This window comes from Actinoplanes sp. TBRC 11911 (assembly GCF_012933445.1).
In the GTDB taxonomy this organism is placed as follows: domain Bacteria; phylum Actinomycetota; class Actinomycetes; order Mycobacteriales; family Micromonosporaceae; genus Actinoplanes.
The window spans coordinates 194,622-208,988 of record NZ_JABBNC010000011.1; the positions used below are offsets into that span (position 1 = coordinate 194,622).

The 14,367-nt window shown below is 72.7% G+C and carries 11 protein-coding genes; 6 read left to right on the top strand and 5 right to left on the bottom strand.

Translation table 11 applies throughout. The features are described from left to right. Positions 1-16 precede the first annotated feature (16 nt). The 4 genes from HH310_RS18050 to HH310_RS18065 all read right to left on the bottom strand — a co-directional run bounded on the left by HH310_RS18050 (position 17) and on the right by HH310_RS18065 (position 5,078). Entirely contained in the window at positions 17-856 is an 840-nt protein-coding gene (locus HH310_RS18050; protein WP_169176777.1) for a sugar phosphate nucleotidyltransferase, read from the bottom strand. Continuing rightward, positions 850-1,386, bottom strand: coding sequence for an NUDIX hydrolase (locus tag HH310_RS18055; protein ID WP_169176778.1), 537 nt, complete (start codon positions 1,384-1,386; stop codon positions 850-852). Before HH310_RS18055 ends, HH310_RS18050 begins: the two co-directional genes overlap by 7 nt. 32 nt (positions 1,387-1,418) lie before the next feature. Continuing rightward, positions 1,419-3,206: a bifunctional (p)ppGpp synthetase/guanosine-3',5'-bis(diphosphate) 3'-pyrophosphohydrolase gene (locus tag HH310_RS18060; RefSeq protein ID WP_169176728.1), complete on the bottom strand. Its 1,788-nt coding sequence runs from the start codon at positions 3,204-3,206 to the stop codon at positions 1,419-1,421. A gap of 72 nt (positions 3,207-3,278) precedes the next feature. Beyond that, positions 3,279-5,078, bottom strand: coding sequence for a DEDD exonuclease domain-containing protein (locus tag HH310_RS18065; RefSeq protein ID WP_169176729.1), 1,800 nt, complete (start codon positions 5,076-5,078; stop codon positions 3,279-3,281). Between the two features lie 105 nt (positions 5,079-5,183). On the opposite strand from HH310_RS18065, the gene HH310_RS18070 reads away from it, so the two are divergent. The 4 genes from HH310_RS18070 to HH310_RS18085 all read left to right on the top strand — a co-directional run bounded on the left by HH310_RS18070 (position 5,184) and on the right by HH310_RS18085 (position 9,325). After that, positions 5,184-6,554: an NYN domain-containing protein gene (locus HH310_RS18070; protein WP_169176730.1), complete on the top strand. Its 1,371-nt coding sequence runs from the start codon at positions 5,184-5,186 to the stop codon at positions 6,552-6,554. Positions 6,555-6,649: 95 nt separating this feature from the next. Then, a complete protein-coding gene (locus tag HH310_RS18075) occupies positions 6,650-6,871 on the top strand; it encodes a hypothetical protein (protein WP_169176731.1) in 222 nt (73 codons plus the stop codon). Between the two features lie 58 nt (positions 6,872-6,929). Continuing rightward, a complete protein-coding gene (locus HH310_RS18080; protein WP_169176732.1) occupies positions 6,930-8,186 on the top strand; it encodes a M48 family metallopeptidase in 1,257 nt (418 codons plus the stop codon). Next, positions 8,186-9,325 (top strand): glycosyltransferase family 4 protein, encoded by a 1,140-nt coding sequence (locus HH310_RS18085; protein ID WP_169176733.1) that lies wholly within the window; start codon positions 8,186-8,188, stop codon positions 9,323-9,325. Before HH310_RS18080 ends, HH310_RS18085 begins: the two co-directional genes overlap by 1 nt. A gap of 332 nt (positions 9,326-9,657) precedes the next feature. On the opposite strand, the gene HH310_RS18090 is transcribed toward HH310_RS18085, so the two are convergent. Further along, positions 9,658-10,821: a helix-turn-helix transcriptional regulator gene (locus tag HH310_RS18090; RefSeq protein ID WP_282438482.1), complete on the bottom strand. Its 1,164-nt coding sequence runs from the start codon at positions 10,819-10,821 to the stop codon at positions 9,658-9,660. 219 nt (positions 10,822-11,040) lie between these two features. Here HH310_RS18090 and HH310_RS18095 point away from each other — a divergent pair, with 219 nt between their 5' ends. Both HH310_RS18095 and HH310_RS45385 read left to right on the top strand, forming a co-directional pair. Next, a complete protein-coding gene (locus HH310_RS18095; protein ID WP_169176735.1) occupies positions 11,041-12,990 on the top strand; it encodes an ABC transporter ATP-binding protein in 1,950 nt (649 codons plus the stop codon). 81 nt (positions 12,991-13,071) lie between these two features. Then, on the top strand, positions 13,072-13,779 hold the full coding sequence (locus HH310_RS45385) for a thioredoxin family protein (RefSeq protein ID WP_312034173.1): 708 nt from the start codon (positions 13,072-13,074) through the stop codon (positions 13,777-13,779). The last annotated feature ends 588 nt before the right edge of the window (positions 13,780-14,367 follow it).

Consider the following 14,367-nt stretch of genomic DNA (forward strand, 5'->3'; position numbering starts at 1 on the left):
GCCGGGCCGGGCCGCCTCAGACGCTGACGGTGAGACCGCCGCCCGCCCGGACCACATCGGTCAGCGACTCGTCCGCGGCCACCTCGCCGCCCGGCCAGACGACGCTGCGGGCGAGCGCGCCGCGGATCCGGGCACCGGCGCCGATCACGGACTCCTGGACGGGCCCGTCGACCGCGGCGGTGGGGTCGATCAGGTTACGGCCGTCCGCGGCGTGCAGATTGGCTCTCAGATAGTCGGCCGGGGTGCCGGTGTCGATGTAGACACCGGCATAGTTGATCAGCTCGAGGGCGCCTTCGGCCTCGGCGGGCCGCCACACCGTGCGGACGAGGTCGGACTGCACCGCCGCCAGGTCCCGCACGAAACGCCACGGGATCAGCGAGAAGCCGGTGAAGCGGCGGCCGCTGAAGCCGCCCGTGGTGCCCGGCAGCAGCGGCTTGGTCAGCATCCGCACGGTCTCGCCGGACCAGCCGTCCAGCATCGCGGCGATGTCCTTGCCCGCCTCGCGCGCGGGGTCGGCCAGGTAGCCGTCGGCGTTGCCGACCAGCACGCCGCGCCCGCCGATCCAGTCCTTGAGGCCGGCGACGCCGCCCGACGTCCCGATCGGCCCGTCCGCCTCCACCGACACATGCGCTCGGTCACCCACGTGCGCCACGATCTGGTTTCCCAGGTACGCCGCGTTCACCGCGACCGTGTCCGCCCCGGCGAGCCCGAGGCCGGCCAGCCGAGCCAGTTGCCGGTCGAGCAGGGCCACGTTGCCGACCGGGCAGAGCGCCTTGGGCAGCTGCTCGGTGAGCGGCCGCAGGCGCCGGCCCTCACCCGCGGCCAGCACGACCCCCGCGACCTCGGCCGTCACGATCGAGGCGCCTTCGGGCCGAGCGGATCCTTCTGCATCTCGGCGAGCGGGCCGATGCCGTAGCGCCCGAGCAGGTCCGCGCAGTTGCGGGTGAGCCGGGGCAGGTCGTCGACCGGGAACCAGCGCGCCTCGAGCACCTCGCCGCCGTCCACGCGCAGCGTCGTCGTGGAGGCCGGCACCGAGCCGAACCAGACCGTGTCGACCACCCCGACCGCGTGGATGATCGCGTTCGGCGAGCCGGCCGTCAGGTCGGCGGCGTCGATGCGCACCCCGCTCTCCTCGAACAGCTCCCGCGCGGCGCCGTCGGCCGGGCGCTCGTGATGTTTCAGCAGACCGGCGGGCAGGCCCCAGCCGCGGTTCGGCGGCTGGCGCAGCAGCAGCAGACGCTCGGGCGCCTCGGCGTCGCGGATCACGGCGACCGCGCCGACCAGATATTTGGGGGCGGAGAGGCGCGCGAGAAAACGACGTGTTCCGGGCGGAAGCCGATAGAAGGTTTGATACGCGTAACCGCGCAGCCGCCGAGGAAGACTCACGTCGCAAAGGCTATCGGTGAGTCGCACGGTGCTCAGTCCGGGTGGTCCACCAGGGCGATGAGCTGCTCGACCACGGCGTCCGGGTCCAGATTGCGCTCACACACCGCGACCAGCATCGTCTCCAGGTCGGGGTAGCCGATCTCCTCGGCCAGCCGGCGCAGCGGCACCTCGCTGGCGAGCCCGCGGTCGTGCTTGCGCAGTGTCAGACCGATCGTGGCCCGGCCGAGCCGCACCTTGTCGGCGATGCTGATGCCGGGCTCGTTCTTGTCGTCGAAATACTTGTTGATCTGCAGCTGCGCCTGGCTCGACTTCACGAAGCCCAGCCACTCGCGGCGCGGCCCGCGCGGCGCCCCGGGTTCGACCTCGACGTGCCCGTCGTTCTCCGAGAAGATCTCGACGACGTCGCCGTCGCGCAGCTGCGAGCTCAGCGGCGCGAGCCGTCCGTTGATCGTGGCGGCCAGGCACGAGTCGCCGGTCTGCGGGCTCAGCTCGTACGCCAGATCGACCGGGGTCGAGCCGCCGGGCAGCTCGAACGCATGGCCGCGGGCGAAGATGGTGATCTGCGCCTCGGCCAGGTCGCAGCGCAGCGAGGCGAGGAACTGGGCGGCGTCGGTCTCCTGCTGCCACTCGAGCACCCGGCGCAGCCAGGTGAGCTGGTCGCCGGCCGGGTCGGCGGTCTCCGCCACCTTCGGATAGCGGTAGCCGGTGGCCACGCCGTACTCCGAGTACCGATGCATCGTCTCGGTGCGGATCAGCACCTCGACCAGGCGTCCGTCCGGGCCGGTCACGGTGGTGTGCAGCGAGCGGTACAGGTTGTTCTTCGGCGAGGCGATGAAATCCTTGAAGCGGCCCGCGACCGGGCGCCAGCGGCCGTGGATCGCGCCGAGCGCGGCGTAACAGTCGGTTTCGGGCCCGTCCACCACGACCGCGATCCGGGGCAGGTCGAACGGGACGCTGTGGCCGCCCGAGACCGTGTCCTTCCAGATCGAGTAGAAGTGGCGGGGCCGGGCGTGCACGTCGGCGGAGACCCGCTGGCGGCGCAGGGCCACCCGCGCCTTGGCGCTGACGTCGGCGAGGTAGTCGGTCCAGCCCGGCCTGTTCTGCACGTGCTCGGCGATGCGGGCGTAGGCGTCCGGTTCGAGGTGGTAGAGCACCACGTCGTCGAGGTCGCGCTTGAGCGCCTGGATGCCGAGCCGGTCGCAGAGCGGGACCAGCACGTCGAGCGTGGCGGTGGCGATCCGGGCCCGGCTGGCCGGCGACCGGGCGTCCAGCGTGCGCATGTTGTGCAGCCGGTCGGCGAGCTTGATGACCAGCACGCGGACGTCCTTGCCGGCCGCGACGATCATCTTGCGGATGGTCTCGGCCTCGGCGATCTTGCCGTAGAACGCCTTGTCGAACTTGGTGACGCCGTCGACCAGGTGGGTCACCTCGGGGCCGAAGTCGCCGTGCAGCGCCTCCAGCGTGTAGCTCGTGTCCTCCACCGTGTCGTGCAGCAGGGCCGCGACCAGGGTGGTGGTGTCCATGCCGAGCTCGGCGCAGATCTGCGCGACGGCGAGCGGATGCGTGATGTACGGGTCACCGGACTTGCGCATCTGGCCGCGGTGCATGTTTTCCGCGATCGCGTAGCTGCGGCGCAGGACGGCGGCGTCGGCCGAGGGGTGGATGCTCCGGTGCGTGCGGGTGAGCACCGAGACCGGGTCGTCGTCACCGCCCGGAAAGCTCAGCAGCGACCGTAGACGCTGCGAGAGGGTCAGGTCGCCGGGCGAGGAGGTCGGAAGGGCACGTCCGAGGGCGGCGCCGTGGCCGGCGTCGACGTCCACAGGACACCCCCTCACGCTCGCCCGCTAAATCGTCATAGAACCCCGCGAACCCGTCACGGGACCCCACTTGCCTTACAGCCTAAGCGAGCGGGCGTCATCCGAACGGTCAGTTACCGATGAGCGAACGGCCGAGTCTTTGCCCGAAGCGGCCGCCTCGGCCCTGCTGAGCAGGGCGGTGAACCGCGCGGCGCCACGAACCGGTGACACCCAGTCGCCGGAGGTTTCCACCAAGCGGGTGTCCGGCCGTTCCAGCCACGCGAGGACGCGCTCGGTCTCCTCGGCGGACGCGGCCGGCACCGGACCCGGTCCGGGTAGGACCGTCTCGGCGGTGAGGCGGGCCGCGTCCAGGGTCGGGCGCGGGTGCTCGCGGGACGGGGACGTGGCCGCCGCGGCGAGCCGGCCGTGCCGGACCACGACGATCTCCCAGCCGCCCACGTCGTTGCGGCGCGCGGCGACCACCTCGGGGACCCGGGTGATCGCGGCCAGCCGCTGCATCCGGACGGTGGCGCGCAGCAGCGCCACGAGCCGGGACCGGATCACCGCGGCCTCCTCGTAGCGCTGCCTGCCGGAGAGCGCCTCGATGCGGTCCATGAGCGCCTCGACGACCTGCTCCGGGTCGCCGTGGATGGCGCTCCGAAAGGGCAGGGCGGCGTTCTTCAGATACGCCTCGGGGCTGATCCGGTGCTCGCAGGGCGCCGGGCATTTGCCCAGCTCGGCGAGGGCGCAGGCGGCCGTCGGGGTGGTTGCCGAGAGGGTCAGGGTGCACTGGCGCAGCGGGACCGCGTCGTAGACCCCGGCCGCGGCCAGCTCGGCGGTGCGCCGGCTGGAGAACGGGCCCAGGTAGGCCGCGTCGTCGTCGGCCAGCTTGCGCACCACCGACAGCCGCGGGTACGCCTCGGCGGTCAGCTTCAGCCAGACCACCCGCTCCGGGTACTTCGACCTGCGGTTGTACGGCGGGGAGTGGCTCGCTATCAGGCGCAGCTCGCGCACCTCGGCCTCGAGCGTGTGGGCGCACTCGACCGCCTCCACCCGGGTCGCGGCGGCGAGCATCTCGTTGATCCGGGCCCGTTTCTCGCTGGCGGTGAAATAGCTGCGGACGCGGGTCGCGATGTCCTTCGACGTGCCGACGTAGAGCGGGCGGTCGTCGGCGGCCCGGAACACGTAGACGCCGGGGACGTGCGGCAGGCCCTCGGCCAGGTGCCGCTGGCGGCGCTGGGTCGGGGTGACCGCCCGGGCGAACTCGATCGCGTCACCCAGCGTGTGCACCTTGAAGCTGCCCAGCCGCTCGATCAGCCCGTGCAGCACGTCGACGGTGGCCTTGGCGTCGTCCAGCGCGCGGTGCGTCGGCTGCACCTCGGCGTGGAAGAACTGGGCCAGCGTGCCCAGCTTGCGGTTGGGGACCTCGTCGCGGGTCAGCGCGCGCCGGGCCACCGCCGCCGTGTCCAGCACCTTCGGCTGGGGCCACGGGTAGCCGTGCCGGGCGCAGGCGGCCTTGAGAAACCCCACGTCGTACGGGGCGTTGTGGGCCACCAGCACCGCGCCGCGCAGGAACTCGAGCAGGCTGGGCAGCACCGACTCGATCGGCGGGGCCGGGGCCAGCATCGCGTCGGTGATGCCGGTCAGCACCGTGATGAACGGCGGGATGCGCTCACCGGGGTTGACCAGGGTCCCGAAGGTGCCGAGCTGCTCGCCGCCGCGCACCTTCACGGCGCCGATCTCGGTGATGCCGCTCCCGTCCGCGGCGCCGCCGGTGGTCTCCAGGTCGAGCACCACGAAGGTGGTGTCGGCCAGGGAGAGGGCGGCGGGGTCGACCGACCCGTCGGCGGTCAGGAGCGTGTCCAGAGTGCCCTGGACGTATGCCGGTTGTGCCACGGCGGGAAGATTAGGTCCCGGGTACGACATAAACCCATCCGGCGTCCTCAAAAGATCACTTGCTACCGCAAGCTTTTCCCAGGCCCAGGGTGTGACAATGGTGGGATGTCCGAGCCTCTGCCGTCCGGCGACCGCCCCGAGGAGGAGGCGGCTGTCCAGGATGCGGAGTTCGTCCCGGAACCGACCCTTCCGGAGCCGGTCCGGCAGCGGATCACCTCGCTGACCGCGGCCGCGCTGCCGGGCCTGGGCGCGGATGAGATTCCCGTCGCACTGCGACGTGTAGCACGTTTCGCCCCGAACCGGCGGGCCCGTCTGGGCGGCCGGGAGATCGCCGCGCAACTGGCCGGCGACCCGCTGTTCCGGCAGCGGATCAGCACCCGCGCCCTGGAGGACGCCGGTGATCTCGGGACGGCCGTCGCGAGCGGGATGGCCCCGGCCGCCGCCGACCCGGTCGAGGTCGCCGCATTGGCATATCTGGCCCGCCCGGACGGCTGGCGCGACCTGATCGACAACGCCGGCCAGGCGGTGCAGGCCGAGGCCGACAGCGCCGCGGTGGCCGGCCAGTTGCGCGCCGCCGAGCACCGCGCCGCCCGCGCCGAACACGATCGCGCGGTCGCCAAGGTGGAGGCCGACAAGCTGCGTGACGAGCTGGCCCGGGTCCGTGAGGAACTGGGCCAGCTGCGTGAGGAGGCGCGGACCGCCACCAGGGCCCTGCGTGAGACCCAGGCGGCGCAGAAACGCGCGAGCGACCTGCTGGCCACCGAGAAGGGACGCGCGTCGCGCGTCGCGGCGGATCACGACGCCGAGCTCCGCCGGTTGAAGACGCGCCTGGCGGAGGCGGAGGCACTGGCCGCCACCGGCAAGCAGAGCGCCAAGGACGCCCGGGCCGCCGACGACGCCCGGCTGTGGCTGCTCGTCGAGACCATCGGGCAGGCGGCGTCCGGCCTGCGCCGCGAGCTGGCCCTCGGGCCGTCCGACAAGATGCCCGCCGACTTCGTGGCCGACAAATCGGCGGAACGCCCCGGCTCGCCGGAGCGCTCCCGGGCGCGGGCACAGGACACCGACGACCCCGGCCGGCTCGATCAGCTGCTCCAACTGCCGCGGGCGCACCTGGTCGTGGACGGTTACAACGTGACCAAGCGCGGCTTCGCCGACATGTCGCTCGAGCAGCAGCGCAAACGGCTGATCACCGGGCTCGGCGGGATCGCCGCGCAGACCGGCGACGAGGTCACCGTCGTCTTCGACGGCGCGGAACGCGTGCACGGCCTGCCGCCGGCCCCCCGCGGCGTCCGCGTGTTGTTCTCCCGCAAGGGCGACACCGCCGACGAGCTGATCCGCCAGCTGGTGCGCGCCGAACCGGCCGGGCGGCCGATCGTGGTCATCTCGTCGGACCGTGAGGTGGCCGACGGAGTGCGCCGCCACGGGGCGTACCCGATGGGCGCCGACTCGCTGCTGCGCCGCCTCGCACGCTCCTGACCTGCGCCGACGCGTTTTTGTCGTACCCGTCGCATAGCGTGACCCTCACCTAGCCGGGGGCATTCGTCCCGGCTTCGGCTCCGTGAGGAGGAGTCATGATCATCGACTGCGGTCGCTGCTCCCAGCGGCCCGACGAGTGCGACGGCTGCCTGGTCAAGACGCTCGCCGCCACCCCGGACGGCATCGAGGACCTGACCCCCGGCGAGCTGCGGGCGATCGAGGTCTTCGAGCTGGCCGGGTTCGAGGTCGAGCTGCTCGAGACGCCCGAGCCACCGGTGGTGGTGCCGATGTTCCCGCGCCACCGCGACGTGGCGTGACCGGCTTTCCCTAGGATGGACCGATGCTCTCCCACCCGTTCCCGCGCCTAGGTGCGGCGTGACGCCGCGGCTCTGGGCGGCCTGCGCGCTCGCCGTGCTCGTCGTCGCTCTGGTCGTCTTCGCCGCGCTGACCATCCCGTGGCACCGGCCGCCGGCCCCGCGCGCCGACCAGCTCGACGCGCTCGGCAAGCTCCCGTCCGACGCGGTCGGCCGGGCCCGGCGGTTTCACGCCGAGCTGCGCCCGGGGGCGTACGGCGGGATGGCCGTCGGTCTGATCGCCGCCCTGGTGCTCGGGCTGACCCCGCTCGGGTCCTGGCTGGTCACCCAGGCGGGCCGGCCGTTCGGGGGGAACTGGGTGGCGCGGGCGGTGCTCGGCGGCCTGATCGTCGTGCTCGTCACCGAGGTGATCACGCTGCCGTTCGCGGCCTGGCGGCACACCGTCGTGGTGAAGTACGGCATCTCCACCCAGTCGTGGGGCGCCTGGACGGTCGACCTGCTCAAGGGCTGGGCGGTCGGGGCGGTGATCGGCATGATCGCGCTGCTCGGGTTCTACACGGTCGCGCATTACGCACCGCGCTGGTGGTGGGCGTTCGCGGCGCCCGGGGCCGCGGCGCTCGTGGTGCTGCTGTCGTTCGTGCTGCCGGTGCTGGTCGAGCCGGTGTTCAACAAGTTCACCCCGATGGCCGACGGGCCGCTGCGCACGTCGCTGGTCGAGCTGGCCGCCCGCGACGGCGTACCGGTCAAGGATGTGCTGGTGGCGGACGCGTCGAGGCGTACGCGGGCGGTCAACGCCTATGTGTCCGGCCTGGGGCCGACCCGGCGGATCGTCGTCTACGACACGATGCTGACCGAGGCCACGCCGGACGAGGTGGTGTCGGTGGCCGCGCACGAACTGGGCCACGCCAAGGACAACGACGTGCTGATCGGCACGATCCAGGGGGCGCTCGGCGCGGCGCTGGCGGTGATCGCGCTGTACCTGCTGGGTTCCTGGGGCTGGCTGCTGAGCCGCGCGCACGTGGAGTCGTTCGGTGAGCCGCGGGCGATCGGGCTGATGCTCGCCGTGGTCGCCGTGGCCGGGCTGGTGTTCGGACCGGCGCAGGCGCTCGTCTCGCGGCGGATCGAGGCCCGCGCCGACGCGCACGCGCTGGCCCTGACCGCCGACCCGGCGACGTTCGAGGCGATGCAGCGCCGCCTCGGCACCGTCAACCTGTCCGACCCCGACCCGCCCACCTGGGAGTACGCGATGTCCGCCTCGCACCCGTCCACGGTGGAGCGGATGGCCGCGGCGCGCGCCTACGCCCGGGGTGAACGCTGATGGGCCGCACCCTGCTGATCACGAACGACTTCCCGCCCCGCCCCGGCGGTATCCAGCAGTTCGTGCACAACCTCGCGGTGCGCCAGCCGGCCGGCTCGCTGGTGGTTTACGCGTCGAGCTGGCGCGGCGCGGCCGCCTTCGACGCGGAACAACCGTTCGAGGTGGTCCGGGAGAAGACCGGGATGCTGCTGCCCACGCCCGCGGTGGCGCGCCGGGCCGCGTCGCTCGCCCGCTCCTTCGGCTGCGACCGGGTCTGGTTCGGTGCGGCCGCGCCGCTCGGGCTGCTCGCCGCCGGGCTGCGCCGCGACGCCGGCGTGACGCGCGGGGTGGCGCTGTCGCACGGGCACGAGATCGGGTGGGCGGCCCTGCCCGGCGCCCGCCAGCTGCTGCGCCGCATCGCCCGCGGCAACGACGTCGTGACCTATCTCGGGGACTATCAGCGCACCCGGCTCGCGCGGGCCCTCGACGGCCTGACGTCGCTGGAGAGGCTGGCCCCCGGCGTCGACGTGGAGACCTTCCACCCCGATGTGGACGGCACCGTGGTCCGCAAGCGCTACGGCCTCGGCGACCGGCCGGTGATCGTGTGCGTGTCGCGGCTGGTGCCACGCAAGGGCCAGGACATGCTGATCCGCGCGATGCCGGCGATCCGGCGGCGGGTGCCCGGCGCGGCGTTGCTGCTGGTCAGCGGCGGCCCGTACCGTAAAAAGCTCGCCCGGCTGGCCCGCGAGCACGACGTCGAGTCCGATGTCGTCCTCACCGGTTCGGTCCCGTGGGCCGAGCTGCCCGAGCACTACGCGGCCGGCGACGTGTACGCGATGCCCTGCCGCACCCGGGCCGGCGGGTTCGACGTGGAGGGCCTGGGCATCGTCTACCTGGAGGCGTCCGCGTCCGGCCTGCCGGTGCTGGGCGGCGACTCCGGCGGTGCGCCGGACGCGGTCCGCGAGGGCGAAACCGGGTACGTGGTGGACGGCCGGGACGTGCCGGCGATCGCGTCCCGCCTGATCGAGCTGCTCAGCGACCGGGCGCGGGCCAAGGAGATGGGCGCGGCGGGCCGGGCCTGGGTGGAACGGGAGTGGCGCTGGGAGACCCAGGCGGCGCGGCTGGAGGCCCTGCTGGACGGCTTACCCGCCGGATCGTGAGCGGTTCAGCGGTCGTCGCGGGACAGCTCGATGATCCGGCCGACGGCGGCGGCGTGCTCGGCGGCCGACTGGGCGGCGGCCGCGCGCAGGATCGCGGCGCGGCGTCTCGCCCGCATTTTCGATAAGCACCGGATTGGCCGCCGCATGACCCTGCTCCCGTTCTGTGCGGGGAAGGCGGCAGGGGATCTCCGGGGTGCGACGGAGCCGGGGGACGGCCTGCCGCCTTCCGGCTTTCCATGGTGGGGCGGCGTTTACCGATCGTTCAGGGGGACGGCGTCCGCAACCGTGTCCGCAACGGACCCCGGCCGTCCGCAAAACCTGCGGACACCGGCCTACGCCGCGGGGTCGGCCGCGGCGGCCGCCTCCTGGATGGCGTCGAGCAGCCACCGGGGCGCCCGGTTGCGCACGCCCCGCCGCTCGGCCCGCTGGATCGTGCGGTGCACGCGCGCCGAACCCACCCCGGCGGCGACCCGGGCCAGGTCTTGCGCCACCCGGTCGGCGTCGTGCCAGGCATGCGCCTCAACCAGGTCACAGAGCAGGTCCGCCCGGAAGACCGCCTGGTCACGGCCCTGTGCGGTGGGCAGGCTCAGCACCGCCCGCTCCGACGTGGCCACCGCGCCGTGCACGTCACCGTCGGCGCGCCGGATGTGGGTCTCGTGCCGTGCGAACTCGGCCGCGTGCCACCACCACGTCCACGAGGGATCGTCCGGGCCGACGCCCTTGTCGAAACCGCGCTGCGCCAGTTTCAGCTCGCGCAGCGCGTCGATCGGGTCGCCGAGCTGGGCCAGCGCACGCGCCCGGCGGACCCGCATCATCCCGGTGACCCGCGGCGAGTGCGGGTCGTCGGCCAGGACCCGGCCGGCCAGGTCCAGCGCCTCGGCGGGCCGGCCCAGGTAGACGGCCTGCATCGACAGGTGGTTCATCAGGAAGCGGACCATGCTCGTGTCGCCCGCGGCCTGGGCGAGCAGGACCGCCTCGGTGGCGATCCGGCGGCTGGCGTCCTGATGTTCGCTGTCGAACGCCAGCCACGCGGCGACCTCACCCAGTTCGGCCAGCGTGACCAGCAGGTCGTCGCGCTGGTGCGGGCGGACACCGGCGACGCCCAGCCGGTCGCGCGTGCCCCGGAACGTCCGCGACGCGCTGCCGGCCAGCCCCTCCGAACCGTGCAGCGTGTCCAGCGCGACGAGGTGGCGGATGGTGTCGCGGAGCCGCTCGATGTCGCGGTCGCCCAGCGGTTCGGCCCGGTCCGCCTGCCGGGGCGGGGACTCCTCGGCGTCGGTCCGCGCGATCATCCGGGCCAGCTCGCCGCCGGTGTCGAGAACGTCGTCGAGGCGCCGCGCGACCGCCTCGGTCGGCGGTTTCTGACCCAATTCCAATTCGCTGATGTACGTCTTGCCGTAGCGCGCGCGATCGGCCAGCGCGCGGACGGACATCGCACGCTCGCCCCGGAGCCTGCGGAGCGCCCGAGCGAACGGTGCATCGCGGTCCGAGGTCATCTGAGTCCCCGATGTCGGCGGTCGGCCCGCGTCCGATCGTACGTCCGCGCGACGGCATGAATGAACGGCCGAGGCGCCTGAACCCGACAGACGAACCGGGTCCAGAGGCGTAGGAAAAAGGGAGAGCTTCCGGCGCGCCGTGCCCGCGCCGTCCGAGCGTCGCGCGCCCAGCCGTGGACGCGGAGCCCTCGCCGAGGCAAACCCGAGACGGAGTCTCCGATGCCGGACGCCCCCTCGTCCACAGAGGAAGAACCTGCCCCCGCGGCGCGTAAGGATCAGACGGCCGACGAGGGCGTGCAGGCCGAGTTCGAGGACGGAGAGCTCGCCCTTCCGTACTGGCTGACCAGCACCGAGGAAGCCGCCAACACCTCCTTCTTCCGGATGTTGCGCCGGCTGCCGCGGCTGTTGCGGGACGCGTGGCTGCTCGCCTGGCGCGCCAGCCGCCGGACCACGGCCGCGGTCGTCGTGTTCCAGGTGTTCGGCGGCGTCGCCAGCGCGGTCGGGATGATCAGCGTGGTCGGGGTGTTCAACGGGCTCCTCACCGAGGCGCCCACCCCGGAGCGCGTACGGGCCGCGATCCCTTCGCTGCTTCTGCTGGTCGGAGCAGCGGCGTTACGGGGCGGGCTCGCCTCGGCCGCGGCGGCGGCCAACGGGCGGCTGGCGCCCAAGGTCTTTCAGGCGGCCGAGATGCGGCTGCTGGCGCTCACCACGCGGGTCGATCTGTCCACGTTCGACAACGCGGACTGGCGCGACGCGATGGAACGGGCCCGCGACCGCGGGATCTCGGCCGCGGAGCAACTGGTGAACCGCGCCATCGAGCTGACCACCAACGTGGTCGGGCTCATCGCGGCGGCGGGTGTGCTCGCGGTGCTGCATCCGGTGCTGCTGCCGCTGCTCGTGCTGTCCGTCGTGCCGATCGCGTGGGCGGCCGTGCGGTCGGCGCGGCTCAACCATCGGCGCATGCTGCGGCTCATCGCGGTGTGGCGGCGTCAGCGCATGCTCGCCGAGCTGCTCGCGGCCCGTGAGCCGGCCGCGGAACTGCGCGCGTTCACGTTGCGGTCGTTCCTGCTGGACGAGATCCGCCGGTTGCTGACGATCTCGACCAACGAGGAGATCCGGGTGACGACTCGCCAGGTGCGGACGACCCTGGTCGGCACGGTTTTGAGTGCGGGGGCGACCGGTGTCACGTACACGGTCCTGCTCTGGCTTCTCTGGACCGGGCGCATGGAGCTGGCCGCGGGCGGGGCGGCGGCGTACGCGGTCAGCATCGGCATCGGCAAGCTGCGGGAGATGGCGCTGACCGCCAACCGGCTCTTCGAGCAGGGGTTGTACTTCTCGGACTTCCAGGGATTCTGCGAGCTGTCGCAGGAGCGGGCCGAACCGGCGCCGGGCGGGAAGGCGCCGCGTCACTTCACCGAGATCACGCTGCGTGGTGTGACATTCAGCTATCCCGATGCACAGCAACCGGCCGTACGGGACGTGGACATGACCCTGCGTCGCGGCGAGGTGATCGCGCTGGTGGGGGAGAACGGATCCGGCAAGTCGACGCTGGCGACGCTGCTCGCCGGGTTGCATCGCCCGCAGCACGGCACGATCCGGTGGGACGAGGCGGATGCGACCTCGTTCGACCCCGATTCCGTCCGGGAGCGGGTCGCCGTGGTCATGCAGGAGCCGACCCGGTGGCCGCTGTCCGCGCGGCTCAACATCACGATCGGCCGCCATCAGCGGGTGACCGGGATGCCCGAGGTGCAGGCCGCGGCGCGGGCGGGCGACGCGCACGAATTTGTGATGGAACTGGCGCGACAGTACGAGACGTTGCTGTCCCGGCACTTCACCGACGGTGCCGACCTGTCCGGCGGGCAGTGGCAGCGGCTCGCGGTGAGCCGGTCGTTCTATCGCGACGCGCCGCTGCTGATCTGCGACGAACCGACGGCGAACCTTGATGCGCGGGCCGAGCACGCTGTCTATCAGCGGCTGCGGGAGCTCGCGGCGGGGCGCACGGTCGTGCTGATCACCCATCGGATGGCGAGCGTGCGGGAGGCGGACCGGATCTACGTGCTGGATCACGGGACGGTCGTCGAGCAGGGCGATCATGAGTCGCTGATGGCGGTGGGCGGCATCTACGCGCAGCTGTTCACGTTGCAGGCGAGCGCGTATCAGTCCGCGTAGTCGTCGCCGTCCGGATCCCGTGCCACAGTGGTGTTGCTTGTTTGTTCGTTTGTTTGCGAGGGGAGGGGACGGATGGATCGGGTGGGTGTCATCGTCGCCGTCGTCGTTCTTCTCGCGGGCTGCGCGGCGGGTTTGTGGCGCCGGCGAACCGACGGCCGGCTGCGCGACGCGCGAAAGGTGCCCCGCCAAGGCGGTGCGGGCCGCGACGGTGCGCGCGTTGCGGGCGGCGAGGCTGCCGACCGGGCCGTTGCCGGCGGCGAGGCTGCCGACCGGGCCGTTGCCGGCGGCGAGGCTGCCGACCGGGCCGTTGCCGGCGGCGAGGTTGCCGGTCGGGCCGTTGCCGGCGGCGAGGTTGCCGGTCGCGGCGTTGGTGGGCGGGATGGCGGGACGGTCGTGGCTGACCGGATGGAGGAACCGGGCGTGATTGAGGATGTCGAGCGCGAGCGCGAGCGCGCGGCGGCGGGGGAGACGCTGGCGCCGGAGCTGCTGGAGTCGCTGGGCGTCGGACCGGCGCAGGCGACGTTGCTGCAGTTCTCGTCGGCGTTCTGCACGCCCTGCCGCTCGGTGCGCCGGGTGAGCTCCGAGGTCGCCAACCTGCTGTCCGGCGTGCGGCACGTCGAAGTGGACGCCGAGAGCCATCTCGACGCGGTGCGCGAGCTGGAAATCTGGCGCACACCCACGCTGCTCGTCCTGGACGCCGACGGCCGCGTGGTGAAGCGCGCCACGGGTGTCCCGTCAAAGCCGCAGCTCATCGCCGTGCTCGGCGAGATCCTGCTGGCCCCGCGCTGAACTGACGCTTGCCGCCCGCAACCACCATCCCGGGAGGGTGTGGGGCGGGACCCGGGAGGCCTTCGCCGCTGCGGGCCGGTGTCGATCAGCCCGGCGGCGAGTAGATTGCTGCGGCTCTGGACCGTTCGCGCGCTGTGCGGCCGCGGCGGCGCATGTGCCTACGAGCGCCGGGTGTGGCGGACACGGCGGCGTAAGTGCCCGGGAGTGCCGGTGTCGCCGGTTGCGCCGAGGGTGTGGCGGGCTGGGTGGCCATGGCGGCGCGGGTGCGGAGTGCCTGGGTGCCGCCGGTTGCGCCGAGGGTGTGGCGGGCTGGGTGGCCATCGCGGCGCGGGTGCGGAGTGCCTGGGTGCCGCCGGTTGCGCCTATCACCTGGTGCGCCAAGGCAAGCGTGGTGATCCGCTGCCCGGGCTCGGTAGTTGTCCCACTATGTGGAAATCTGCAACCGCATCGTGGGTATTCGTGAACCTTGGAGAGTTGCGCCCATATTTGGACCCGAACTCTCCAAGGTTCACATTGAGGCAGGAAATCGCGCCTGGCAAAAGCCGCGTATGCGGACGAAAGATTCATCCACAGTGGACCGCCATCCCG

Coding starts and splice junctions, on each gene's coding strand:
- HH310_RS18070 (WP_169176730.1), top strand. CDS start 5,184: ATGTCCGAGCCTCTGCCGTCCGGCGACCGCCCCGAGGAGGAGGCGGCT.
- HH310_RS18075 (WP_169176731.1), top strand. CDS start 6,650: ATGATCATCGACTGCGGTCGCTGCTCCCAGCGGCCCGACGAGTGCGAC.
- HH310_RS18085 (WP_169176733.1), top strand. CDS start 8,186: ATGGGCCGCACCCTGCTGATCACGAACGACTTCCCGCCCCGCCCCGGC.
- HH310_RS18090 (WP_282438482.1), bottom strand. CDS start 10,821: ATGACCTCGGACCGCGATGCACCGTTCGCTCGGGCGCTCCGCAGGCTC.
- HH310_RS18095 (WP_169176735.1), top strand. CDS start 11,041: ATGCCGGACGCCCCCTCGTCCACAGAGGAAGAACCTGCCCCCGCGGCG.